This is a genomic window from Bacillus sp. M5A3_1b, from assembly GCF_053345335.1.
Genome location: NZ_JBKEZY010000002.1, coordinates 304,341 through 329,927 on the forward strand (window position 1 = coordinate 304,341; position 25,587 = coordinate 329,927).

General features: G+C 35.5%; 26 protein-coding genes, 1 riboswitch and 1 other annotated feature. Of the genes, 10 read left to right on the forward strand and 16 right to left on the reverse strand.

Annotation, left to right across the window (positions count from 1 at the left end; all coding sequences use genetic code 11):
* Positions 1-82 precede the first annotated feature (82 nt).
* From ACLBWW_RS07750 to ACLBWW_RS07760, 3 genes are all read left to right on the forward strand, one after another.
* A complete protein-coding gene (locus tag ACLBWW_RS07750) occupies positions 83-1,354 on the forward strand; it encodes an ATP-binding protein (RefSeq protein WP_048541879.1) in 1,272 nt (423 codons plus the stop codon).
* 242 nt (positions 1,355-1,596) lie between these two features.
* A complete protein-coding gene (locus ACLBWW_RS07755; protein WP_447613972.1) occupies positions 1,597-3,270 on the forward strand; it encodes a Gly-Xaa-Xaa repeat protein in 1,674 nt (557 codons plus the stop codon).
* 194 nt (positions 3,271-3,464) lie between these two features.
* Entirely contained in the window at positions 3,465-3,893 is a 429-nt protein-coding gene (locus tag ACLBWW_RS07760; protein ID WP_048544855.1) for a hypothetical protein, read from the forward strand.
* Positions 3,894-4,019: 126 nt separating this feature from the next.
* On the opposite strand, the gene ACLBWW_RS07765 is transcribed toward ACLBWW_RS07760, so the two are convergent.
* Complete coding sequence (locus tag ACLBWW_RS07765) at positions 4,020-6,062, reverse strand: transglycosylase domain-containing protein (RefSeq protein ID WP_048544856.1); 2,043 nt, start codon at positions 6,060-6,062, stop codon at positions 4,020-4,022.
* Positions 6,063-6,374: 312 nt separating this feature from the next.
* Between ACLBWW_RS07765 and ACLBWW_RS07770 the strand changes: the two genes are divergently transcribed.
* From ACLBWW_RS07770 to ACLBWW_RS07780, 3 genes are all read left to right on the forward strand, one after another.
* A complete protein-coding gene (locus tag ACLBWW_RS07770; protein ID WP_000231446.1) occupies positions 6,375-6,995 on the forward strand; it encodes a DUF47 domain-containing protein in 621 nt (206 codons plus the stop codon).
* A gap of 11 nt (positions 6,996-7,006) precedes the next feature.
* Positions 7,007-8,005, forward strand: coding sequence for an inorganic phosphate transporter (locus tag ACLBWW_RS07775; RefSeq protein ID WP_048544857.1), 999 nt, complete (start codon positions 7,007-7,009; stop codon positions 8,003-8,005).
* A gap of 117 nt (positions 8,006-8,122) precedes the next feature.
* Positions 8,123-8,923, forward strand: a complete 801-nt coding sequence (locus tag ACLBWW_RS07780) for a sulfite exporter TauE/SafE family protein (protein ID WP_000455764.1) — start codon at positions 8,123-8,125, stop codon at positions 8,921-8,923.
* A 293-nt stretch (positions 8,924-9,216) separates the two neighbouring features.
* Here ACLBWW_RS07780 and ACLBWW_RS07785 read toward each other — a convergent pair whose 3' ends face one another.
* Positions 9,217-9,444, reverse strand: a complete 228-nt coding sequence (locus ACLBWW_RS07785; protein WP_000882907.1) for a hypothetical protein — start codon at positions 9,442-9,444, stop codon at positions 9,217-9,219.
* Positions 9,445-9,613: 169 nt separating this feature from the next.
* On the opposite strand from ACLBWW_RS07785, the gene ACLBWW_RS07790 reads away from it, so the two are divergent.
* On the forward strand, positions 9,614-10,126 hold the full coding sequence (locus tag ACLBWW_RS07790) for a Crp/Fnr family transcriptional regulator (protein ID WP_048544859.1): 513 nt from the start codon (positions 9,614-9,616) through the stop codon (positions 10,124-10,126).
* 32 nt (positions 10,127-10,158) lie between these two features.
* Here the strand turns inward: ACLBWW_RS07790 and hmpA are convergent, their stop codons facing one another.
* The 3 genes from hmpA to ACLBWW_RS07805 form a co-directional block, all read right to left on the reverse strand.
* Positions 10,159-11,367 carry an NO-inducible flavohemoprotein gene (hmpA, locus tag ACLBWW_RS07795; protein ID WP_048544860.1) on the reverse strand — a complete coding sequence of 403 codons (1,209 nt, stop codon included), beginning with the start codon at positions 11,365-11,367 and terminating at the stop codon, positions 10,159-10,161.
* A gap of 159 nt (positions 11,368-11,526) precedes the next feature.
* The gene (locus ACLBWW_RS07800; protein ID WP_447613973.1) at positions 11,527-12,045 is read right to left on the reverse strand and encodes a hypothetical protein; all 519 of its coding nucleotides are present in this window, start codon (positions 12,043-12,045) and stop codon (positions 11,527-11,529) included.
* Positions 12,046-12,159: 114 nt separating this feature from the next.
* Complete coding sequence (locus ACLBWW_RS07805; protein ID WP_048544865.1) at positions 12,160-13,257, reverse strand: site-2 protease family protein; 1,098 nt, start codon at positions 13,255-13,257, stop codon at positions 12,160-12,162.
* Between the two features lie 150 nt (positions 13,258-13,407).
* On the opposite strand from ACLBWW_RS07805, the gene ACLBWW_RS07810 reads away from it, so the two are divergent.
* Positions 13,408-13,605, forward strand: a complete 198-nt coding sequence (locus ACLBWW_RS07810; RefSeq protein ID WP_001053356.1) for a hypothetical protein — start codon at positions 13,408-13,410, stop codon at positions 13,603-13,605.
* Positions 13,606-13,705: 100 nt separating this feature from the next.
* Here the strand turns inward: ACLBWW_RS07810 and ACLBWW_RS07815 are convergent, their stop codons facing one another.
* Complete coding sequence (locus ACLBWW_RS07815) at positions 13,706-14,563, reverse strand: hypothetical protein (protein WP_099004682.1); 858 nt, start codon at positions 14,561-14,563, stop codon at positions 13,706-13,708.
* 108 nt (positions 14,564-14,671) lie between these two features.
* On the opposite strand from ACLBWW_RS07815, the gene ACLBWW_RS07820 reads away from it, so the two are divergent.
* Positions 14,672-15,448: a class I SAM-dependent methyltransferase gene (locus tag ACLBWW_RS07820; RefSeq protein ID WP_098068887.1), complete on the forward strand. Its 777-nt coding sequence runs from the start codon at positions 14,672-14,674 to the stop codon at positions 15,446-15,448.
* A 39-nt stretch (positions 15,449-15,487) separates the two neighbouring features.
* Here the strand turns inward: ACLBWW_RS07820 and ACLBWW_RS07825 are convergent, their stop codons facing one another.
* Positions 15,488-15,697, reverse strand: coding sequence for a hypothetical protein (locus ACLBWW_RS07825; RefSeq protein ID WP_000880630.1), 210 nt, complete (start codon positions 15,695-15,697; stop codon positions 15,488-15,490).
* Between the two features lie 271 nt (positions 15,698-15,968).
* Positions 15,969-16,227: a binding site (T-box leader), on the forward strand.
* Positions 16,228-16,283: 56 nt separating this feature from the next.
* On the opposite strand from ACLBWW_RS07825, the gene brnQ3 reads away from it, so the two are divergent.
* Positions 16,284-17,639, forward strand: coding sequence for a branched-chain amino acid transport system II carrier protein BrnQ3 (brnQ3, locus tag ACLBWW_RS07830; RefSeq protein WP_447613974.1), 1,356 nt, complete (start codon positions 16,284-16,286; stop codon positions 17,637-17,639).
* A gap of 22 nt (positions 17,640-17,661) precedes the next feature.
* On the opposite strand, the gene ACLBWW_RS07835 is transcribed toward brnQ3, so the two are convergent.
* The 9 genes from ACLBWW_RS07835 to gltP all read right to left on the reverse strand — a co-directional run bounded on the left by ACLBWW_RS07835 (position 17,662) and on the right by gltP (position 25,375).
* Positions 17,662-18,000, reverse strand: coding sequence for a DUF3922 domain-containing protein (locus ACLBWW_RS07835; protein WP_165775576.1), 339 nt, complete (start codon positions 17,998-18,000; stop codon positions 17,662-17,664).
* Positions 18,001-18,056: 56 nt separating this feature from the next.
* Positions 18,057-18,689 (reverse strand): response regulator, encoded by a 633-nt coding sequence (locus ACLBWW_RS07840; RefSeq protein ID WP_048544876.1) that lies wholly within the window; start codon positions 18,687-18,689, stop codon positions 18,057-18,059.
* Positions 18,686-19,741 carry a sensor histidine kinase gene (locus ACLBWW_RS07845; RefSeq protein WP_000744323.1) on the reverse strand — a complete coding sequence of 352 codons (1,056 nt, stop codon included), beginning with the start codon at positions 19,739-19,741 and terminating at the stop codon, positions 18,686-18,688. Before ACLBWW_RS07845 ends, ACLBWW_RS07840 begins: the two co-directional genes overlap by 4 nt.
* Positions 19,741-20,481: a cell wall-active antibiotics response protein LiaF gene (liaF, locus tag ACLBWW_RS07850; protein ID WP_048544878.1), complete on the reverse strand. Its 741-nt coding sequence runs from the start codon at positions 20,479-20,481 to the stop codon at positions 19,741-19,743. Before liaF ends, ACLBWW_RS07845 begins: the two co-directional genes overlap by 1 nt.
* A 106-nt stretch (positions 20,482-20,587) precedes the next feature.
* Entirely contained in the window at positions 20,588-21,250 is a 663-nt protein-coding gene (locus ACLBWW_RS07855) for a PspA/IM30 family protein (RefSeq protein WP_048544879.1), read from the reverse strand.
* Between the two features lie 46 nt (positions 21,251-21,296).
* Entirely contained in the window at positions 21,297-21,653 is a 357-nt protein-coding gene (locus ACLBWW_RS07860) for a lmo0954 family membrane protein (protein WP_000808634.1), read from the reverse strand.
* A 229-nt stretch (positions 21,654-21,882) separates the two neighbouring features.
* Positions 21,883-23,199 (reverse strand): Na+/H+ antiporter NhaC family protein, encoded by a 1,317-nt coding sequence (locus ACLBWW_RS07865; protein ID WP_033659650.1) that lies wholly within the window; start codon positions 23,197-23,199, stop codon positions 21,883-21,885.
* 93 nt (positions 23,200-23,292) lie between these two features.
* A riboswitch (SAM riboswitch) is annotated at positions 23,293-23,398 on the reverse strand.
* 120 nt (positions 23,399-23,518) lie between these two features.
* Positions 23,519-24,037, reverse strand: a complete 519-nt coding sequence (locus tag ACLBWW_RS07870) for a DUF402 domain-containing protein (RefSeq protein ID WP_048544881.1) — start codon at positions 24,035-24,037, stop codon at positions 23,519-23,521.
* Between the two features lie 66 nt (positions 24,038-24,103).
* Entirely contained in the window at positions 24,104-25,375 is a 1,272-nt protein-coding gene (gene gltP, locus ACLBWW_RS07875) for a glutamate/aspartate:proton symporter GltP (protein WP_000821129.1), read from the reverse strand.
* Between the last annotated feature and the right edge of the window lie 212 nt (positions 25,376-25,587).

Here is a 25,587-nt window from a genome sequence, read left to right on the forward strand (position 1 = left end):
AGTAGCCCCTTCTTTAAGAGTATCCGTATAAAAATATGATATACTAGATGGAAGAATTTTTAAATTGAGGGGTTATTTATTTATGCTTCCAAACGATGATATTGTATCTCATGAAAAACGAATAGAAGAATTGGAAAATAAAGTACGTTTTTATGAAGAACTTGTGAATGAATTACCACATCATTTCACATACAAAAATTCACATATTGGTTTACAAATAAAGAAAACGAGAACGACTCATTCCATTCAAAACATAAAAAAAGAGAATAAAGAGGCTGATTTTCAACTTACTTGCGATTCATTATTTTTATTTGAGCAACTTGAAACATACTTCATTCATATTTTTGATGCTTTTTCACATCATGTAACCTTTGTTGATGCTAAAGGAAATATCACTTTATGTAACCAAGCTGCAGCAGATGATTTTGGTGTAGTACGAAATGATATAATCGGAAAGCCAATTCAACAATTACTACAATTGCCAGAAGAAAAAATTAAAGCTCTTGAAACATTAAGAACTGGAACAGAAATATATAATGAAGAAGTTTTAGACAAAAACTATGGCATTTTAAATAACCGAATTATTCGTGATTATAACGGAGAGATTTTTAGAGTTATTAGTGTCTTTCATTATTTAAACACAGAACGTGATGCAGAGAAATTTTCTTTAGCAGGGCGAATTGCAGCTGGGATTGCACATGAAGTACGTAATCCTCTTACAACCGTACGAGGTTATTTACAATTTTTACAAGAAACTGTTTCTCCATCTAATAAAGAATTATTTGAAAACTTACTTATTCCTGAATTAGACCGCGCAAATAGTATTATTACAAAATTTTTAGCTATTTCAAAAACACGCGAATTTACAAGAGAACCGTTTCCTATTAATACATTTTTACGTGAGTATATTCAACAGTTACTAGCTAGTGAAGTCTTTTTACATAATATTTCAATTGATTATAATTTTTCTACCGAATTAGATGATGTATTAGTCCATATTGATCGTCATGAACTTGTACAAGTTTTTTTAAACCTATTTCAGAATGCTGTCGATGCTCAAGGTGAAAAAAAACTTTCTATCCAAATTACTAGTTATCGTCTAGATAATTTTGTTCGTATTACTTTCACTGATAATGGAATTGGTATTCCAACAGCCATTCAAGAGTATATCTTTGATCCATTCTTCTCAACAAAAGATTCGGGCACAGGACTGGGCTTGTCAGTAACGAAGAAAATTATTCAAAATCATAACGGTACATTAAAAATGACCAGTAATCAAGATGGTACAACTTTCACTATTTCAATTCCAATTTTACCTAAAACAACCCTTGAAAGATTAAATGACTACAAATGAGGTACTCCTCCACAAACTGCATGCCAATTGTTAAATACCTACAACAATTAGCATGCAGTTTTTTATGCTGAATTTTTCGTCTTTACATTATATAAACCTTCTCTTTATCTTACTTATTTTTGCTAAGAGGGCCAATTTCTTATTTTTTTAGAAATGGTAGTTTGTCCATCACGAATTTAGTATAAATTTCATTTTAATATATAGTAACGACTATTGATTCTATGAAAGAAAGGAATGAAAAGATGAACAATAAAAATAAAGGAAAAGTATTTTATGGTAATGATTGTTGCGAAGTCAGAGCTTGTAGTTATATTAACATCTCTAAGTCCGAACTTACAGAATTCGTTAGACTTCTTCAAGCTCTTGGCCAAGCTATTCAAGCTGTCTTTCAAAACCCTTCTCAAAATAATATCGATAACTTGATTACTGCCCTAAATAACCTACAAAAATTCCTCAATTGCTTAGATTTATCTCCAGCACAAAAACAAATTGGAAATTCTATTATCGCTAATCTATTAACTATTTTAAAAACAAAACCTTTCTCATGCGGAGCATTGTACGTTGAGCTACAAAGCTTGCTTAATTATTTATTGTATATCGCTAAGTTATTCAAAGTAGATTGCTGCACTATCGACAAACTAGTTAAACTCATAACAGAGATCCAAACTATCCTAGTTCAATACGGGTCAGGTTGCCTTGGAGGAGGAGCAACAGGTGCTACTGGGGCTACTGGACCTCAAGGTGCTACTGGACCTCAAGGACCGGCTGGTGCTCAAGGACCTCAAGGACCAGCTGGCGCAACAGGTGCTACTGGCGCTCAAGGACCTCAAGGTGCTCAGGGACCAGCGGGTGCTCAAGGTGCTACTGGACCTCAAGGACCAGCTGGCGCAACAGGTGCTACTGGCGCCCAAGGACCTCAAGGTGCTCAGGGACCAGCGGGTGCTCAAGGCGCTACTGGACCTCAGGGTGCTCAAGGTATTCAAGGTCCAGCGGGTGCTCAAGGTGCTACTGGTGCCCAAGGACCGGCTGGCGCTCAAGGTGCTACTGGTGCTCAAGGACCGGCTGGCGCTCAAGGTGCTACTGGTGCCCAAGGACCAGCTGGCGCTCAAGGTGCTACTGGCGCTCAAGGACCAGCTGGCGCTCAAGGTGCTACTGGCGCTCAAGGGCCGGCTGGCGCTCAAGGACCGGCTGGCGCTCAAGGTGCTACTGGTGCTCAAGGACCAGCTGGCGCTCAAGGTGCTACTGGCGCTCAAGGACCAGCTGGCGCTCAAGGTGCTACTGGCGCTCAAGGTGCTACTGGCGCTCAAGGACCAGCTGGCGCTCAAGGTGCTACTGGCGCTCAAGGACCGGCTGGCGCTCAAGGTGCTACTGGCGCTCAAGGACCAGCTGGCGCTCAAGGTGCTACTGGTGCTCAAGGACCAGCTGGCGCTCAAGGTGCTACTGGTGCTCAAGGACCAGCTGGCGCTCAAGGTGCTACTGGCGCTCAAGGACCAGCTGGCGCAACAGGTGCAGCGGGTACTCCAATTCCTGTAACTACAGCTGTCTTAGGTAACACAAATGCGCAAACAGTATCACCAGGAAGCAATATACAATTCAATGAAACATTCGAATTAACAAACATCTCCTTTAACGGCTCTGATACTCTAACTGTTTTAGAAACTGGTGTATACGATATTAACTTCTCCGCGTCTACAACCTTCCCAGGCTCTTCACCATTTGGTTTCGGTCTTTCATTTAACGGCCAACCACCTACTCGTAATTTCTCAACTAACGTTATCGGTAGTGCGGTTTCTTTCTCAACGATTATTACTTTAACAGCTGGCACAACAATCTCTGTACAACCTACAGCAAACACTATCTCTATTCCAAACACAGGTGAAACCACTGCAGTACTAACTGTCTTCCGAATTTACTAATTTTTGCCGAATAATCATATTTATAGTGATATGTTTAATTGACTGTGTATTAAATCTCTCTTTATATAGAAAGGAGCACTTATTTGGGAGGATAAGTGCTCCTTCTTTACGTTTCTTTACCTCAAATTTACTCTGTCTTAATCCTCATTTTGTATGATAAATAGTGAAGTCAAAGATATGAAAGAGGGATGAAAATGAGAGTTATGTCACTAATACGCATTTGGGTTGCTCTTATGGTATGCATTATTTTATGTGTAGGATTTTTTTTAACTCTAAAATATTCCACTATATCAAAAGCAGAGAGAAAAACTGTTCCATACAAACTTTTGTATACAAAACAAAGCAACATCCCTTATTCCAATGCCTCAAATAATGAAAAAAAAGTTATAAAAGGAATGCTTATTACGAAAGCTGCTAGTTCCGAAGCGTTACTTCAAATTGCTGAAACGATTAAAGTTCAGTATACAAATAAAGAAATTGATGAAATCATGCTTTCTATCCATAATGAAAATAATGGTGTTTACGAAGAAGAATTACCTTACGAGCCTATTAGTAAAGGAAAAATAATTATCACATACGATTCTCAATCCTTTGGCAGTACAAATGTTACACTTAACGAGTAATACTATTTATCCCAATTGATATGGGCTAACAACTCGTAAGGATAGATACAGCTCTTCCCACCGATTAAAAGTTCACTTAATTTCTCATACGAAAAAGAGGCGAATTTCGTTATTCGCCTCTTTCTTTTACCAAAGTGAAGGAATCCATTCTTTTACTTTATCGAGCCACTCTTGTTGCTCTTTTTTTCTTTGCTGTTCCTCTTCTTTCCTTTTCTTCTCTTCTTCTTTTCTTCGTTTTTCCTCTTCTATTGTATTCAATTGTTTTTTATAATCAGCCTCAGATATGAGCGATAACTGGAATGCTTTTTGAGCTGGATTGGCATTCGCTTTTTTCATAATATCCCGGAACATTGTCGTCGTAATTTGACTCCCCCCTGGAACATAATGATCGCTATCTGTTTTATCAAATCCTACCCAAATCGCACCTACTAAATCTGGTGTGTATCCAACAAACCATGAATCCTTTGCACCGGTGCTTGGTCCATTTACAATTTGAGTAGTTCCTGTCTTCCCTGCCGTATCAACATTATTAACTTTCGCCTTTTCGCCCGTTCCCTTTTCGACAACACCTTTTAATAAATATGTCATCTTTTGAGCAATTTTCTCGCTCGTCACTCGTGTCTCTTTCTTATACCACTGTCCAATTGTTTCACCTTCAGCATTTTGTATCTCTCTAATCGCATGAGCTTCCACTTGGACACCGTCATTTGCAAATGTACTGTATGCTTGAGCCATTACAAATGGAGAGGTCCCAACATGCATCCCACCTAAAGCAATTGGATACGTACGATCTTCTGGCACTAATGGAATACCAAATCGCTCTAAAGATTTCAACCCTTTATCCAATCCAATTTGTTCCAATAGCCAAACAGCCGAAACATTGTACGACTTTGCCACGGCTTCATACATTGTCACATCACCGTGAAAAGTGTGATCACTATTTTGTGGTTTATATTCTTTAATATTAAATGGTTCATCTTTTAATATATCGTATACTTCATACCCTTGCTCTAACGCTGGTACATATACAGCCAGAGGCTTTAACGTTGAGCCAGGTTGTCTTTTTAATTGGGTTGCATGGTTAAACTGTAAAAACTGATACGGTCCTCTACCTCCAACTAAAGCTGGTACACCACCTGTTTTTGGATTCATAAGAACTACACCCGTTTGCATAAGCTGGTCTGAGCCATTATCTTTGAAATAACTCTCATTATTCACAACGTCTTCTACAGCCTGTTGTTTTTTCGGATCAAGCTCTGTGTAAATACGATAACCACCTGCTAAAATTTCATTTTGTGTTAATTCGTACTTGTCCATAGCTTCCCTAACAATATAATCTACATATTGAGAGTATTTCCCCTTGTATTTATCATCCACACCACGTTTTAACACAAGACCGCTCTCTTTTTCTTTATTATACTGCTCGTCAGAAATATATCCTTGCTCTTTCATTAAACTTAATACAACATTACGTCGTTCGATTGACTTATTAAAGTTTTTATATGGTGAATATGCAGACGGTGCTTTAATCAAGCCAGCAATCGTTGCAGCCTCTGAAACCGTTAAATCTTTTACATCTTTATCAAAATAAGATTTAGCTGCCCTTTTTATACCCCAAGCACCTTCGCCAAAATAAATTTGGTTCATATACATTTCAATAATTTCATCTTTTGTATACGTACGCTCTATTTTTTTTGTTAAAAAATATTCCTTTATTTTTCGAGAGTATGTGCGGTCTTGTGTCAGAAATACATTTTTCGCAAGTTGTTGTGTAATTGTACTTCCCCCTGCTACAACTTCTCCTGCTGTAATATTTTTAAAAACTGCACTTATAATTCCACTATAGTAAATACCGTGATGGTTAAAAAACTCCTTATCTTCTACTGCAACAATTGCCTGAACCATAATATCAGGAATATTTCCCCTTTTAATACCTTCTGTTTTAGAAGAAGCTAATTTAGTCGCAACTTCATTATTTGCATCATAAATTAAGGTCGGTTGCGGAACAGCTTGTTTTAATTCAGATATGTCTTGAATGGAAATTATTATATTTATAGCAATAAATAGAGTAGCGAGTAAACTCCCTAATACAATTAATGAATTACGAAGTTTCTTCCTCTTGTTGAACCACTCCTGCATTTTTTTTAAGTGAGTGTTCTTCAATTTCATTCGTTCACTTCCTTCGTTTGTTTACACTCTTCTTTTCAAAAGGAAGAATATACCTCCTTTTAAATTTATTATAATAACGTAGTCGTTCCTATAGTGTAAAGCTTTTCTTTCACATTCATACTTTTTGCAAGAAAAGGACATTCTACAAGTAAGATATTCACTATTGATTATTAATATTATTAATACAACAATGAGAGTTATGTTAAGTTTTTGTAAACTTTTCGATAAAATGTTTTAAAAAACGACAGTTTTTTGTTAGAATTGATTAGCCAATATATTTTACATATATTACTTTTGTGGGGGTAACTAATAATGGTATTTAAATCAAAAAAAGATAAATTTTCTGAAATGCTAATGAATGTTTCAGAAAATTTAAAAGAAGGCGCGCAGTTTTTCGTGGAGTATAAAATTAAAAATGCTAGCGATTTAAAAGAGTTTTCTATGCGCATGAAAGAGTATGAGTCAAAAGGTGACTCATTTATTCACGAAATCATTATGGAGCTAAACAAAGCGTTTATTACTCCAATTGAACGTGAGGACATCCTACAACTTGCAATGAGTATGGATGATGTATTAGACGGATTAGATCATAGTGCTGGTCTATTCGAAATGTATTCTATTACAGAAGCTGATGAATACATGATTAAATTTGTTGAAGCAATTAATCAATGTGCGATTGAGATTGCAAATTCTGTTGAACTACTGTCTAAAAAGAAGTTAGTCGACATTCGTACGAACGCGATTAAGATTAAAGATTACGAATCACAATGTGATGATATTCGCCGTCATGCAATTAAGCACTTATTCTCTCGTGAGAAAGATCCGATTAAGATTATTCAATACAAAGAGATTTACGAAGAGCTTGAAGAAGTAGCGGATAGCTGCCAAAGCGTTGCAAACGTATTAGAAACAATTATTATGAAGAACGCGTAAGGAGTTTGATCATGGATACACTCTTGATACTGACCGTTTTAGTAGTCATTTGCGCTTTAGCTTTTGACTTTATCAATGGATTTCACGATACAGCAAACGCTATTGCAACGGCTGTTTCAACGAAAGCTCTAAAGCCTAGACATGCAATTATTATGGCAGCTATTATGAACTTTTTAGGTGCGATGACATTTACAGGTGTAGCAAAAACGATTACAAAAGATATCGTTGATCCATTTGCCTTGCAAAATGGTTCTCTTGTAATTTTAGCTGCTTTGCTTGCGGCAATAGCTTGGAATTTAATTACTTGGTACTACGGTATTCCAAGTAGTTCTTCGCATGCAATTATCGGCTCAATCGCAGGTGCAGCTATCGCTGCTGCCGGTATTAGCTCGTTAAATCTTAAAGGGTTCATAAAAATTCTTGAAGCTTTAATCATTTCACCGATTATCGCTTTTGTTATTGGTTATATCGTATACAGTATTTTTAAAGTGGTCTTTAAAAACTTTAATTTAACGAAAACGAACAAAAACTTCCGTTTATTCCAAATTTTCACTGCAGCATTACAAGCTTATACACATGGTACGAATGATGCACAAAAAGCAATGGGAATCATTACGATGGCTCTTATGGCCAATAACTATCATACTTCTGACGACATCCCGTTCTGGGTACAATTATGTTGTGCAATCGCAATGGGTCTTGGTACTTCTGTTGGCGGATGGAAAATTATTAAAACTGTCGGTGGACAAATTATGAAAATTCGTCCTGTAAATGGTGTAGCTGCTGATTTATCATCATCACTTGTTATTTTCGGCGCAACATTCATTCACTTACCGGTTAGTACAACGCACGTTATCTCTTCTTCTATTTTAGGGGTTGGTGCTTCACATCGTGTGAAAGGTGTAAAATGGGGAACTGCAAAACGCATGTTAATTACATGGGTTATTACACTTCCTATTTCAGCTTCGTTAGCTGCATTATTTTACGCTTTATTACACTTAATCTTTTAATTAAAAGTCGTCTTCCTTATTTTTCTAGGAAGACGACTTTTTTGTGAACAAACCTTTTTCTTATTAAAAAGCGTGTATAATAATTGGTGGATAAGTTATATAGAGGAGTTGGAAATTTTGGAATACATCATGTTACTTTTCATCGGGTTAATCGCCGGGACAGTCGGGAGTCTAGTCGGGCTTGGTGGCGGAATTATTATTGTTCCGTTATTAATCGGATTACACAGTCTATCACCACAACTTGCAGTAGGAACTTCAATGGTAACAGTCGTTTTTACAGGACTCTCTTCCACCCTTACTTATATGAAGCATAAACGAGTAGATTACAAAAGTGGACTTATTTTATTTATCGGGAGTGGCCCTGGTGGTATCATCGGCTCGTGGGCAAACAAATTTTTAAACCAAGATACATTTTCTTTATATTTTGGGATTTTCCTTATTTTTGTCTCCATCCTTCTTATGTTACGAGACAAATTAAACCCCCTTTCTTTATCAAATATGACGGTAATTAAGCGTTCTTTTACAGATAACGAAGGAAACACCGTACACTATCAATTTCCACCGCTTCTCGCTATCTTTATCGCCTTTATAGTTGGTTTTATATCTGGATTATTTGGAATTGGCGGCGGTGCCTTACTTGTTCCAGCAATGATGCTACTTTTTGCATTCCCAGCACATATTGCTGTAGCAACTTCGATGTTTATCGTATTTTTATCAGCAATTGTAAGTTCTGCAACTCACATCTCCCTTGGAAATGTCAGCTGGGTTTACGCATTAATTCTTATTCCTGGTGCATGGATTGGCGGAAAAATCGGGGCTTATATTAATACAAAATTAAGTGGTAATGCCGTAATTAATTTATTACGTATCACATTAATTATTCTCGGAACTAGATTAATCATTACTTCTTTTTTATAACGCGTTCTTTTTAGAATGCGTTTTTCTTATACACATGAATATAAAAATCCTCCTAAGAGAACAAATAAAATTAAACAAACACATAATAACATATAATTGGAAATATGTACTTTCTTCAAGTTGACCACTCCTATAACTGCGACTGTTATCTTTATGATAGCGAAAAAATAATTCACTTGCAGTTACAAAGTGCTAACAATGCAAAATCATTTATTACAAATTTTATCCTTATATTTCATTTCTTTGTATATTCTATCGTTTTAATAAAAAAAGATGTCATATTGACATCTTTTTTAGTGAAGAAGTGACCATCCCATAAAATCCTCATGTACTTGGCACGCCCTCTTATCGTTTCGATCATATAATTCAGCATAACTATCTGTTTCTTCATCATAAGCCATCGTATAAATAATTTGGCCGTCTACTTCAACGGATAACACGACTCCACCTTTCATCTCTTCTACATGAATGATAGCATTCGCCGGAATTCTCATATCCGTCATTTTTATCGCATCTAACAATATACTAAACCCCCTACAGCGTATTCATTGCTAGTACTATTACACACTAAATAGTATACTACTGTAATAGCATATATTTCGTCAATGAAATTGCTGTTTAAAAGCATATTGTCTTTATACATATACGCTAAAATAGAAGAAATATAAATGTTTAAATGGGGGGCTAACATTGATTCTACACAAAGGAGATGTACTATTCCGTCAAGGCGAGGACGGTCCTTTATATTTTATAAAAACAGGTTTATTAAAAGTAGTACGGATAGAAGAAGATGGAACACCATTTCTATTCAACATTATCGTTCCAGGTGAAACGATACCTCACCATTCTTTAATTTCACCGAAGGAATATCACGGTACAGCAATCGCTTTAATGAAAACAGAAGTTGAACCTATAATTAGTAATGAATGGTACGATCAACTTCAGGCAAATCCTGCATCATATGCAAATATTGCTATGCAACTACAATCAAAATTAAGACTGATGCAACAGCGTATCGATCAATTGACAACCGTCTCTCCGAAAGAACGTCTACATCGTTTACAAGAATGGTTCACACTATATTTAGGTGACATTCCTATATATGAAATATTAACACAAACTGAAATCGGTCAACTCATAGGTATACGCCGTGAAACGGTAAATCGGCTGTTACGGGAACAAATAAAAAACGAGGTAAAATAATACCTCGTTTTTTTACTTATTTCAAACTTCATCTATTGTAAGCTTGCTGCTGGACCGAAAAATTCATAATGAATATGCTCTTGTTCCACACCTAAATTAGTTAATGCAGCATTTATATGCTTCATAAATGGTACGGGACCACAGAAATAAAATTCTGCTTCAGTTGTCGGAATAATAGTTTGTAACCATTCAGCTTCAATGAAACCTTCTTTATCAAAGTTCTTCATTTCCAAATCTTTTTCAGTTGGTGCAGAATAGCAAGTGTATGCTTTAACTTGTTCGTATTCATTATCTACTGCCTCAACGTGTTCTTTCATTGCATGTGTATTACTATTTATCGCTGCATGAACAAAACATACATTACGTTTTGAGTTTTGTTCAATTAACGTATTTAGCATACTCATCATTGGTGTAATACCTACTCCACCACTAATTAGCACAACTGGTAATGTTGAATCCATATTTAATACGAAATCTCCTGCTGGTGCACTTACTGGTAACATATCCCCTTCTTCTACATGACCATGTAAGTAGTTAGATACTTTACCGTCCGGTGTATCTACACCTTTTTCTTTCTTTACACTAATACGATAATATTCTTTTCCAGGAGCATCTGATAAACTATATTGACGATTATGTGTATACGTTTCACCTTCTATATTTATTTGAATCGTTACATATTGTCCTGGGATGAATGAAGAAACTTGCCCACCATCTTCAGGTTTTAAATAAAATGATGTAATAACGTCGCTTTCCTTCACTTTTTTAACAACCACAAATTTACGGAAATCTTTCCATCCACCTTCTTTATGTGCCGCTTCTTCATACATCTCTGCTTCAATGCTAATGAATGCATCAGCAATGACACCATAAGCTTCTCCCCATGCATTTAAAACTTCATCAGGTGCACCTGCGACCTCTTTAATTGCACGTAGTAAACATGTACCTACAATCGGGTAATGCTCTGCTTTAATACCTAAACTTCTATGCTTATGACCAATTTGTTTTACAACTGGAATAATAGCTTCTAAATTATCAATATACGTTGCGGCTGCATAAACAGCATTCGCTAGCGCTTGTTGTTGTCTTCCCTTTTTCTGATTTGTATGGTTGAAAATATTCAATAACTCCGGATGTTCCGAAAATAAAATTTGATAAAATCTCGTTGTAATTTCAACGCCTTTTTCTTGTAATAATGGTACTGTTGACTTTACGATTTCAATTGTTTTTGCACTTAACATTGTATCCCACTCCTCTATTTCCTTAACTGTTTTTAGTTTAACTGAATTGTATAGTACATATTGTGATTTTAATCACTATTAACACGGTGTTTTTGTGAATAATATATGAACATTGCACTTACAAAAGAAAATAAGCCAACTAGAATTCTAGCTAGCTTATTATTTGGACTGTATAGCTTGTTCAATTGCCCTTATATCTTTTCCATCTCCAAACTCTGTATACCCCCAGATGTTCGTTTCACCTCTATATTTATTTACAATAATATCTAAGTCATGGTATACACGATGTGCATAAACTACATACTCAATATTTTGAAGTTCCACACCTTTTTTTACAATTTCATAGCTTCTATTTACATCACGTTTTATTTTTTCATTCTTTATTTCTGTATGTATATTTTTTAAAGACGATTCTTGTTGTTGAAACCATTGTTTAAATTGGTTCCAGTCCCCTTCTGTATAATTCTCTGCTTTACCGTAATTTAAGAAATTATTATAACTTTCATGCGTCATACGAATAAAATCTAGCACTTTTGTCTCTTCTTGCACATCTTCTATTTGAGCTATTGTACTTACCTCAGCAGGCTTATTCGCATAATGTAATAGCAATTTCATAAGACTATAGCTCGCAATGATCATTACGCTAATAATCCCGAATACAATTAACAATTTCTTCATATACAGAACTCCTTCTCTACTAAAGATATTACAATGTAAGACTATACTTGTAACATTCTCTCGTAGAAATATAATTCCTGTATAAATTCTTCCTATCATTTCGACAATATTTTTCTATACATTTCTCGTTGGTAAATGTTCTTGTAAAACAATGTACCCTTCATAAGCTGTGTAACCGAGTATAGCCATTAATCCGATATAACAAGCAAAGACTGTCCATTTTGTTTTCATATCAACTTTATAATAGTTTTCCTGTTGTCTCTTTTCTGTCTCCCATTCCTGTAATTTTCTTTCTGACATTTCAAATGCTTCTCTTATATGAATTGTATGCGTTTCTTTTTCATCTTCATATGGAACGTAATCAAGCGGCTCAAACTTTGGTAAAAGATGCTCTAACACTTCAATCTTTTGAAGTTCTCCTACTTTTAATTCTTTCTCTCTTTCTTTTTGCCTTAATATATTCATTTCATGTTGCATCATATATATATTTCGATGCACCGCACCTGTTTCTTTTAACTCCTCTTCAAGTCTTGCAACATATTCTTTCATTCCATCAATTCTATATCCTAATTCCTTAATTGGCTCATCTCTCTTTATTACTCTATATAATTCCATACAGCCGATAATAAAAATAAATCCTCCCAAAATACTTTTAAAGTAAATGGCATAACCGAGCAATACAATAAGACCCGCTCCCCAAATCTTTGTACTTACAACTGAGATAATTCGTCCACCATCTAATGGAGAAACCGGAATCAAGTTAAAGAAGTTAATCATACTTCCAAGTAAAATAATTAATGCCCAAAATGGCTCTTTCGTTATTATATAAAGTGGAATCGCAGGTAAAAATGACAACAATCCGAAAAGAGGTCCCATATAGGCGATGTAAGCTTCATCTTTTGCATTTTTCGGCATCTCTTTCATCCCAATAAGAGCGCCCATAAATGGAATAAATATTGCTGGCGATGTTGGTATACCTTTTCTTTTCGCAGCCCATAAATGGCCCATTTCATGAATAAACAACAAATAAATGAGCGCTACCCCAAATTTCCAACCATATATAACCGCGTATGCACCAAGTGATAGAAACATACTAAATACCGTTGAAAACTTTGCTAGTTTAAAAATTGCAAATACCCACTTTAACTTAGAAAGTAAAAATAGCCCTATTGCAACAATAATTCCCCATAATCCTTTTTTATTATTTTTCATATTCCTCTCCTTTATCTCTCATTAATGAATCATATTTATTCATCAAAACTATTCTTTTCTCTATTATGACATATTTTTTTCTATCGTTAGAAATAATGTTTATTTAATCCATTTTTAGCCAAAAATATAAATATAAGGAGGTGTTTGCAAATGAATTTACAATCTCTCATAATAGGCGCTCTATCGTTTTTAGCTTCAACTCTTATTTTTTATACCGTTAGTTACGTATTATTATTAGATTTGTTGCCCAATCACGTATTTATTGCCCTTGTCATCCTTTCCGCTCTTATGATTTCTTTTCTTATTACACGAAAATCAATGAATGAGCCATCTGCAAAAGCAAAATAATAGAGAGGGGGTGTTTTCCCCTCTCTATTATCATTTCCTAGGAAAGGTCATATAGACTTTACATTCATCTCGATCCGTAAGGGCTAATTAAAGTTTCATTTTATCTTTGTAAATCCATTTTTTCACCATACTCTTTAACAATTTGAATGATATTTTGAAAAACACCTATTTTTTCTTTTTTGCTATTTAATATTTTCAAATCATAATTTTCATAATATTTTTCTAATGACTTTAATTGTGATTCTGAAGCATCTTTTACCGGAACAGTAGCATGCAATTCATATTGTTTATACCCTTCCTTTACCTTTTCACCTGAAATTTTTTCACTCTCTTTTGCTCCAATTAATTTTTGAACTTTTTCTGGGAAAATGACTTGTAAATAATACTCTTGTTCCTTCTCTAACTTGTTGTATAGTGAATGTGAAATCGTATACCGCACCGTATAATTCACTTTTTGATCGCCTGCTTTAATATGAAACGCAGTAATCTGCAAATCTTTTTTTGTTACTTCCGTTAAAGGACCTACCTGCATCTCATCTTCTTTTTGTTCTGAAACATTTGGAAATATAGCCAAAAGCTTTTCTGTATCTTTTTTATTCAGCATATACATAGCTTTCTTATATTGTATCCATCCTCGTCTGTCTTCTCCTCTTAGCCATGCATAATATGTTTCTTTTTTTCCACCCCTATTAATTTTTATTTCATATTCCGGTTCACCAAAACTACCTGTTACTTCTTGTTTTTCCGCTTTATCTATAATGTCTATTACTAACTTAGCTTCTGATTCCTGTAACTTTTTCTCTTTATGTTTTTTTTGTATAACGGTTACCCCTATCGTTTCTTTCACTTCATTCACCGTCTCTTCCACTTTTTTTGTTTCTTTTTTTTGCTCTACTTGACCACAAGATGCTAATAACGTAGCAAATAACAACAACAACAATACATATTTCCTTTTCAACTTAATCCTCCTTTTACAATAAGAAATTCTTATACTCTTCATATAAAAAACAAAAACGTGAAACACTATAAAATACGCTATACTAAGTATTGAAAGGAGGTCTTCTTCATGTCCATTAATTTTCACGATGCAAATAATAAATACACATACGCACAGCGAAACGCCCATATTTCTTGGGGAGAAATGATAAAAAGTATTACAAATATACAAAATAAACAAATAATTGATATCGGCTGTGGTGGCGGGATTTATACGAAAGAACTTGCTCTTATGGGGGCCAAAAATGTCATTGGACTTGATTTTTCAAAAGAAATATTACAAGCTGCAAAAGAAAATTGTAGCGGCTTTCCAAATATTTCATTCATTCACGGTGATGCACATAACGTCCCATATCCTAATAATACATTTGACATTGTTATTTCGCGCGCAGTGATTCATCATTTACAAGACATTCCTGCATTTCTACGTGAAGCTTCTCGTATATTAAAGAAAAACGGTGTACTTATTGTACAAGACCGAACTATTGAAGATTGTACAATTCCTGGAAGCCCCGAACACATTCGTGGATATTTTTTCTCTACCTTTCCAAAACTCATTGAAATAGAATCAAAAAGGCGGCCAAAAACCACCACGATACAGCAAGAATTACAAAAATATTTTCTTCACGTGTTCCCCTCTCAAACACAATGGGAAGTGCGAAAAATACATGATTCTGTAGAAGTATTGCTACAAGATTTATCACCTCGAACAGGTCGATCCATTCTATATGAATTAACAGATCATGAACTTTCTCAACTTCTACAACAGGTCCAGACCGCATTACAAAGCATCTCTCCTATTATCGAAAGAGATCGGTGGACAATTTGGAGCGCCATGAAATTGTAAGGAAGGAAGCCTCACAACATAATGTGAGGCTTCCTTCTTTCATAATCTAATTTTGCAACACTCTTGATATCCTCCACTTCTGGCCTGTGCACTTCCACACTTCGGACATACTAAATATCTAGACTGATTTGTCAACAAACTACCTTTTTGAAAGAGTAAAACTTCTGCTTGTTTAAACGAACGCGAATAATATAACCACATAAAACCAATTATAGCAATAATGCCAAATAATACTCCCATCGCAAGCATTCCAGTCACCTCTTTTGGTTTGTTCTTTCCAGCAAGTGGATTGTTGTATTATTCTCTGTAAATTCAAACAATACCTTCTTTACTCCTATAAATATCAACTTTCTCTATAAGTTTTACAATTCTCTACAAATTTTTACTCCCGTTTTACAATTCACCATTCCCTTTACAACAACGAATATCACATTCAATATTTCCATATATAAATATACCTTTCAAAAAAATGTTGACTTTCAAAAAAAAACATGTGACAATACTGTCAGAATACTTGAATAAAAATTCATTGACGAGAACGAGTACGTTATAGGACTGTCCCCCAGAGAGTTGGCGATTTGCTGAAAGCCAACGTTCAGTGCGTAACCGAAAATCATCTCCGAGAAGTAGAACCGAATGTTACAGTAAGTTCTTACCGGCTGTCCCCCGTTACAAGGAACACGTATCATGTTGTACGTTGTAAAGCCGTATACATATAGACTCATTTCTACATGTATAAATTAGGGTGGTATCGCGGGTAAATATAACTCGTCCCTTTCTTTAGGGACGAGTTTTTTGTGTTCTTACAAATGAATTTAAAAAAGGAGGAAAAACAATGAACACTGTATCAAAAAAACATATTTTTTTCACGGGTCTTATGCTATTTTCTTTATTTTTTGGGGCAGGTAATTTAATTTTCCCTCCCATGCTTGGACAAAATGCAGGTGAAAACTTTTGGCCGGCAATGATTGGATTTTTACTAACAGGAGTCGGTTTACCATTATTAACTGTTATTGCAATTTCTTTATCAGGAAACGGCATGCAACAACTCGCAAGTCATGTTCACCCATTATTCGGAATTTTCTTTACTGTAGTTGTATATATCGCAATCGGTCCTTCTATGGGAATTCCACGCGTTGCAAATGTCGCTTATGAAATGGGTGTTAGTTCTTTCTTACCAGAAACAATTCGTTCTAGTAACCTAGCACTATTTTTATACACAGTCGTCTTCTTCGCTATCGTATTTTGGCTTAGTTTAAATCCATCTAAACTTGTCGATCGCATCGGAAATATTTTAACACCTATTTTATTACTCTCTATTCTCTTACTATTTATTAAAAGTGTATTTACGCCACTCGGGCAATCAGGACCAGCAATGCAAGAGTATCAAACTTCTCCAATCTTCAAAGGCTTTATGGAAGGATACTTAACGATGGATACCATTTCTGCGCTTGCATTTGGAATTATCGTTGTAAATGCCATTCGCTCTAAAGGTGTGAAGGATCGTAAATCCATTGCCATCGCAACAGCGAAAGCAGGACTTATTGCCGCTACTGGTCTCGTACTTGTATATGGTGCACTTGGCTGGCTCGGTGCAACTAGCGTCTCGCTCGGATATGCACAAAATGGCGGACAATTACTTACTGTTATCGTACAGCAATTATTCGGTCCATACGGTTTACTTCTATTATCTCTAATCGTTACACTCGCTTGTCTAACAACTTGTGTTGGACTTGTATCTGCTTGTAGTCAATATTTCTCAACATTATTGACTAAATTTTCATACAAAATGTTCGCAAGTATCATTTGTGCATTAGGATTATTAGTTGCCAACTTAGGTTTAACGAAAATTATTGCCATCTCTGTTCCAATTCTACTTGTTGTATATCCAGTTGCAATTGTACTCGTCCTACTATCGTTACTTCATAAATATTTCGGTGGATATCGTTCTGTTTATGTAGGTGCTTTAATTGGAGCAGCAATCGTAAGCGTATTTGACGGATTAAAACAAGGTGGCATTTCAGTTTCATTTATCACACCATATTTTGAATTTATCCCTTTATATAATGAAGGAATTGGCTGGCTAATACCAGCATTAGCCGGGGCTATTATCGGCCTTACAATCGCTAAGTTAAGCGGTACGAAAAAAGTTCCCTTAATAACCGATTCCCGCGAAGTAAAAGCATCCTAAAAAACTCCCGAAAGGGAGTTTTTTACTTTTGATAAACAGTATGATTAAAACTGCTTATTTTATATGCTTTCGTATAATATTCGATATTTGTATCCACTGTTTCTACTTTGACAACATCGTAGCAATCTTCTTGCTTTACTAAAAATAAATAGTACTCTTCTGTCGCCTCAACAATTGCAATTTTATCTGTTTCAACATTATATTGTTCACAAAGCGCTTGTAATGCGTTCACATAATCCCCTAATTTTTTAGACTTATCCATGCCAAATATCGTTTGAACTAACATACACTCTCTCCCCTTTGTATGTATTGTTAACAACTCAATGATAACGCTTACATTTATTAACGTCAATAAAAAGATTTGGCGTAAACTAATAATCAGCGGAGATACCCCCCACTGATTAAAGTTTCACTTTATCATTTCGTCAATTGATGTCTAAACGCATAAATAACTGCCTGTGTCCGGTCACTTACATTTAGCTTATTTAAAATATTACTCACATGTGTCTTTACTGTTTTGAGGGCAATAAACAATTCATCTGCAATCTCTTGATTACTTTTCCCCTCTGCAATTAATAACAAAATTTCAGACTCTCTTTCTGTTAACTCCTCATGCAAAGGTTGTTCTTTCTTCTGACGCATACGAGACATCATTTTACCAGTAACTTTTGGCTCTAATACCGTTTCTCCATCATAAGTAGCTCGTACAGCGTCTGCTATATCACTCGCTCTTGATGTTTTTAATAAATAACTTGTCGCTCCAGCCTCAATAACAGGGTACAATTTCTCATCATCTAAAAAGCTCGTTACAACTACAATTTTCGCTTCTGGCCATTCCTGAATAATAGTACGTGTTGCTTCAACCCCATCCATCTCATCCATGACAAGGTCCATCAAAATAATATCTGGTCTTAATTGCAGTGCTAACTCTGAACCTTTTCTTCCATTTTCAGCTTCTCCAACTACTTCGATATCTGGCTGCGTTGATAAATATGCTGATACACCCATTCGAACCATTTCATGATCATCGACAAGTAACACTTTTATCATGATTCTCCCCCTCTCTCAATCATAATCGGTACTTTTACTTCTATTTGTGTCCCTTTAGCGGGGAAACTAAGTACTTTTAATGTCCCACCAATTTCATGAACACGCTCTTGCATTGATCTTAAACCATATGAACCAGCCTTATTCACTCCGACTTCAAATCCAACGCCATCATCAATAATTTTTAGAATTGCATATTGATCAATTTTCCGAAGACGTACTTCCGTTTTCTTCGCTTTCGCATGTCGTAAAGTATTGGATAAAGCTTCTTGCACAATACGAAATAAATGATCTTCTACACCTTTTTTCAATTCTATTGGCTCGATTAGCCATTCAATTTTCATATGTTGCTTTCGCGACAATTCCGTCAATAATTCCTCTATGCCTTGTGTCAGTTTCTTACCTTCTAATTGTACAGGACGTAAATGAAGAAGCAATGCTCTCATTTCTGATTGCGCATTTACAACCATATTTTCAACGAGCTGCAACTGCTTGTTTGTCGTTTCTGGAATTTCAGCTACTTGTTCATTAATAGCCGACATCATCATCGACATTGCAAAAAGCTGCTGACTTACAGAATCATGCAGCTCCCTCGCCAATCGATGCCTTTCTTGGGATATCGCTTCTTGTCTCATCTCTTCATTCCAATGAGCTCGTTCATTCGTTACTTTTTGAAAGAGTCCAGCTTGCTCCTCTAATCGACGAGCAAGACCGATTACTTTTCGTTCTACTTCATGAAATTCATCATCTGCAGTAAACGAAACATCGCTCGGAAAATTCCCTCGCTCCACTTCAAATAGAAAAGTATTTAATCCTTGTATACGCTGCTCTATATAGTAACCGATTGCATACCCTACAATTCCCCCGATAAGTAAACTTGTAGTCATAATAAACAAGCCAATTGGAACAGAAGCGATGGATTCCTTCCATAATAAATCATACACTTGTTGCTCGCTTTTCCATACATATACAATTGTACAAATGAGTGCGATACTAACAGAAGACAACATAGAATAACGAATATACATCCACGAAATATTTTTTTGTTTCTTCATTATACTTTCCTCACTTCCGTATCGCCTACGATAAGCGAAGAAATAATTTTAATACGACGAGGAGCTTCTTTATACTGCTCTGTTCTAAATGTAACATTACGATTAAATCCTGTCTCTTCATGTCCTGGCAGGAGCACACGTCCGACAATAACAGAATGATTTAAAGACAGCTCAATATCATATGGCACGTATAAACGAATATTACCAACGATACCTCGGATAACAATTACCGTTTCTCCTTCTGGAATCATAGCAGTTGTTAAATCTATTTCCACATCACAAGCACCATATTGAACATTAATATCCTCAAGTTCATAAATATGATCCATCATTCGCACATTACCTACAAACATGTTTTTTAAATATGGTTCTGTACGATAAATTTGCTTCTCTTCATCTATATATCCTTTTTCTTTAATTTCAACCTTCATTGCTTTTTTCTGATGTCCTTGTTGAATCAATTGATAACCAATTAAAGCTAAACAAGCAAAGACGACAAGAACAAATGCTGCTGATGAAAATAAGAAGAATAAAAATACGATACCACCAACAAATAAAAAGACATTTCCCCTTACATAACGATTCTTCTTACGATAATGCCTTCCAAACATAAGCATAATAAATGCAAAAATGAGACCACCTGGTTCAAAATGTCCAAGTATCATATCAAGAAAAAGACCGAATCCAAATATGATGAGGAGCATCCCCATTAATTGTGTTTTTGAAAATTGTTTCTTCATTTCAGCTCCCCCCTTCTTGTTACATATACATAGAAGAAAAGGCATTGCTTTCCAACACCTTTTCTCCTATCACTATATCATAAGCCTGTTTTATAATATACTACTATTATTTTGTTAACTCTTTTGTTAACGATACATCATTCTTCTCTTTCATTTCACGCTCAAGCTTTGCAATCTTCATATCAAATGTGTCACGTTCATGCTCCTCATTTATACGAGATTCTAAGTCGCGAATATGATCTTCAATTTCTTCAAAACGTAAGAACGGATTATTTTCATCCATTTTATGCATGGCTGTATTCATACGGCGATTTGCATGCGCCATATTTTCACGTGCCATTAATTCCATACGCTTTGCGTTCATTTCTTTTAATTTATTTTTCATTTCTGAAAGACGACGCTCTAACTCATCAATTTGCTCTACAACACCTGCATACATTTCTTCTAATCGAGTTACTTGCCCTTCATAATACGCTACTTCTTCTAACGCACGCTCATGTAGCTGTAATTCGCCTGCTTCTTGAGCGACGATCGCTTGCTTTGATCTTTTATTAACGAAATAACGTGCTTGCTCAAGCTCACGAGCGAAATTAGATTTTAATGTTTTGTGGCGCTCAATTAACTTCTCAATTTTTGTTATTTCACGCTCACTATCGCGTAAATATTGGTTTAACATCGCGATTGGATTTTTTCTTTCTTTCTCATCTAACACATTATGAAAATCTGCTAAAATTGCATCGCGTACACGTCCGAATAAAGATTGTTTCATTATAATCTTCCTCTCTTCTACTTTATAAATTTGATTTGATTTTTTATTAGTTTTTCATTAACTTGTTCCACTCATCTTCAAAGTTGCTATATGGTTTAGAACTTTCTGGTGCAGAATCAACAACTACATTTTTTTCTTTTTTCCACTCACGGTATCCGTAGTATAAAACTACTAATGCTGCGATACCAATTAATGCTGGGGAATGAGAAAGGGCGATGGACAAGCCGATCAAACCAACAATACCCCAAGCTAACTTTCCAAAAAATGATTGTGCTCGCACAAATGATTTATAGCTCCAGTACACAACTCCTGCTCCAATTGCGAATCCTATAATACCAGCAAGACTGCCAAGAGCAATTAAAGCTAAAATACCAGCCGCGATAAACGCTAGAAATTGTTTCATCTTGTGCTTGCCTCCCTTCGATTTGATACTCTTATCTTAACTATTTTTTCACTTTTCCATAACGAGCTTAAGAACCGTTTTCGACTCAGACTTAAGACTGAGTTGCATTCAGCCTTTTGTAAAAATATGCGGTAGGATAGGATGATTCACTCTTTTATCGCACATAAAAAGCCGTACAGAGAACATTCTCTGTACGGCTTTCATTACTATTCATAAACTTCATTTTAAATTATGCTGTTTTGTGATACTCTTTCTTTCCCGCTACTTTAGAAAACCTCGGGAAACCAATTAATATAGAAATAATTCCACATACTCCAACTAAAATCGGATAAAACGCATATGGTAACAATTCAATCGGAGATAACGCCGCAAATCCTGCTGCCGTTAACATTTGCGCACCATACGGAATTAACCCTTGCACACAACATGAGAAAAGATCTAATACACTCGCTGATTTACGAGGATCAATTTCATATTGATCTGCAATGTTTTTCGCAAGTGGACCTGTAAAAATAATAGAAATCGTATTATTCGCTGTACACATATTCGTCATACTCACTAAGCCAGCGATACCGAACTCTGCTCCTTTTTTCGAACGAATGTTACGAGTTAAAATATTCATTAAATATTGAATACCACCATTATATTGAATCAGTTCGACCATACCACCAATTAAAATAGCAAGTAATACTAACTCCATCATACCGCCCATTCCAGTCGTTACACTTTTAAAGAAACTCTCTAGCGTGTAACTCCCATCTAAAAGACCGATAACGCCGGATAGTACAGTTCCACCAGTTAACACAATAAGTACATTCCAACCAAGCAATGCTGTAATAAGTACTCCTGCATACGGTAAAATCTTTATCCAGTCAAAGCTATGCGCTTTAATCTGCGTGTCACTTCCTAAAGTAACGATTACTAATAGTACAATTGTAATAATAGCTGCTGGTAATACAATTAAAAAGTTCGTTTTAAACTTATCTTTCATTTCTGTTCCTTGTGAACGTACAGCTGCGATTGTTGTATCTGAAATAAATGATAAATTATCCCCAAACATCGCCCCACCAACAACAGTAGCCATCGTAAGTGCAATAGAGATATCAGTTTGCCCACTAATACCTACAGCAATTGGTGCTAATGCAGCAATTGTTCCCATTGAAGTTCCCATCGCTAATGAAATAAATGCCCCTATAACAAAAATTCCAGCTACGATAAATCCTTGCGGTAAAATGGATAACGCTAAATTAACTGTAGAATCAACGCCGCCCATCCCTTTTGCTGTTTCAGAAAATGCTCCTGCAAGTACAAAAATCAGAACCATAATCATAATATCCGGGTTCCCTGCACCTTTAGCAAATCGTTCTACTTTTACATTAAAACTTTCTTTACGATTCATCGCTAAAGCGACTCCTACAGCAATTGAAATTGCTACAAGTATCGGCAATTTATAGAAATCACCTGTAATAATTCCAGAACCAATAAATAGCGCCAAAAATATCCCAAGTGGTAATAAAGCCAAACCATTTCCTCTCGTTTCTTTCAAAGTACCATCTCTCCCTAGTTTCAACCTTTTCTAATGAATAACAAAAGACCTCTTCCAATGAGAAGAGGTCTTATACATCTATAAGGAACGCTCTTCTCATCTTTCAAGCACATGCTTGCTGGATTTGGCACAGCACTCTGAAATCGAGTCCGCTGCCGAGGCATCGTAGGGCCAGTCCCTCCGCCTCTCTTTATAAGAAGGTTTCATATTTATTTTTTAATAATAATTTCTTCCCTAACTTTACTCGCTTACAAAACAAAAGTCAATTATTTTTTGTATAGATTTTTTTGGTAATTATACAAAAATTTGAATACAACAATCATTTTAACTTTTTGATTTCTTCTTCCAATATTGAAATCCAATAAAATTCACTATTTTTTATTGCATCTATTATCCATTTCGTAGTGTACCAAGCTAACTCGTACTCTTCTTTTGTAACATCGCCACTTTTATAGGCGTCCTCTAGCTCATCTTCATCTAGTACATACATCTTACCGTTCGGTAATAACACTACATCTAAATATAAATCATCAAAATACGGTAAACCACGGTCATCAATTTTATATTCTTTCGCCACATCGATATAATATTGCACTAATTTTTTCTGATCATCTAACATAGCTGTAATCGCAAAGTTTTTCCCGTCTATAAAATATTGAATCCACGTATATTGATTCCCTGCGATACAAAGTTTTTTACCATCATATTCTTTACAACTAGGCTCTCTTACCTTTTTTATGTCTAATATTCCTAGCATTCCTTCTTCTACTTGCTTAACCGTATAATCCTTCTCTATTAGTCGCTTCCACGAAGAACCGTCACCATATTTACGTTTCATTACGTCCGCTTCCCTTCTATATAGAAAAGCCCCCACATATTATGTGAGAGCTTGTTCAAATTATAATTAAGCTGCTTGCTTATTAGAAATTTCTTTCAAATAAGCCTGTCCTTTTTCAGCGTCATACTGACCTTCCCACTTAGACATAACTACAGCTGCTAAAGAGTTACCTACAACGTTAACTGCTGTACGAGCCATATCTAAAATACGGTCAATACCAGCGATGAATGCTAAACCTTCAGGTGGAATACCTACTGTACCAAGTGTCGCTAATAATACAACGAATGATACGCCTGGTACACCTGCGATACCTTTTGATGTAACCATTAATACAAGTAATAATGTAATTTGTTGTGTAATAGATAAATCAATACCGTACATTTGTGCTAGGAAAATAGCCGCAATTGCTTGATATAAAGTTGATCCATCTAAGTTAAATGAATAACCTGTCGGAATAACGAAAGACGTAATTGCTTTCGGACAACCGAATTTCTCCATTTTCTCCATGATTTTCGGTAAAACTGTTTCTGAACTCGCTGTAGAATATGCTAAGATCAGCTCGTCTTTTAAAATCTTAAAGAATTGGAAAATGTTAATTCCAAATATTTTCGCTGTAAGTCCTAAGACAACTACGACGAAGAAGATCATTGCTCCATATACGACAATTAGTAATTTCCCTAATGGAATTAATGAAGCTAGACCGAATGTAGAAACTGTAACACCAATTAGTGCAAACACACCAAATGGTGCAAATTTCATAACTTGGTTTGTTACATAAAACATCGCATCAGCTACACCTTGGAAAAATTGAAGAACCGGTCTTCCTCTTTCACCAATTGCTGCTACACCTAAACCAAATAGTACAGAGAAGAAGATAATCGCAAGCATATCTCCGTCAGCTAATGACTTCATAATGTTCGTTGGAACAATATTTACAAATGTATCTGCAAATGAATGACTTTGCACTTGCTCTGTCGTATGTGTATATTTCGAAATATCTGTCTTCGTTAACTGATCCATATTTACGCCTTTTCCTGGTTGGAAAATATTCGCAATTAATAGACCGACAATAATTGCAATTGTTGTAATGATTTCAAAATAAAGAATTGTTTTTCCGCCTAGTCGGCCCAGTTTTTTTACATCACCAACACCAGCAACCCCAACAACAATACTTGCTACAACAATTGGTACAACGATCATTTTAATTAATCGGATGAAAATATCACCAATTGGTTGTAAATATTTCACAACCGCTGGATTATCAAAGAAAATCGCTCCAACTGCAATACCAAGCGCAAGTCCTATTAATATTTGCCATGCAAGTCCTATTCTTTTCATATTTGTTGTAACCCCCTCTTCGATGTGTCACTCTATCTCTCATTCTATCTCTATAAAACTTGAAATTAAGAGTATTACATATTATTCGACAATTCACTACATTTTGTCCCTGTTAAAAATCATAAATCAAAATTTTAAATCTGACAACAAAATAAGTTTGCCCGAACGCAAATAATTTTCTTGACAAAAACAAAACCCATGTCAGAAAACCT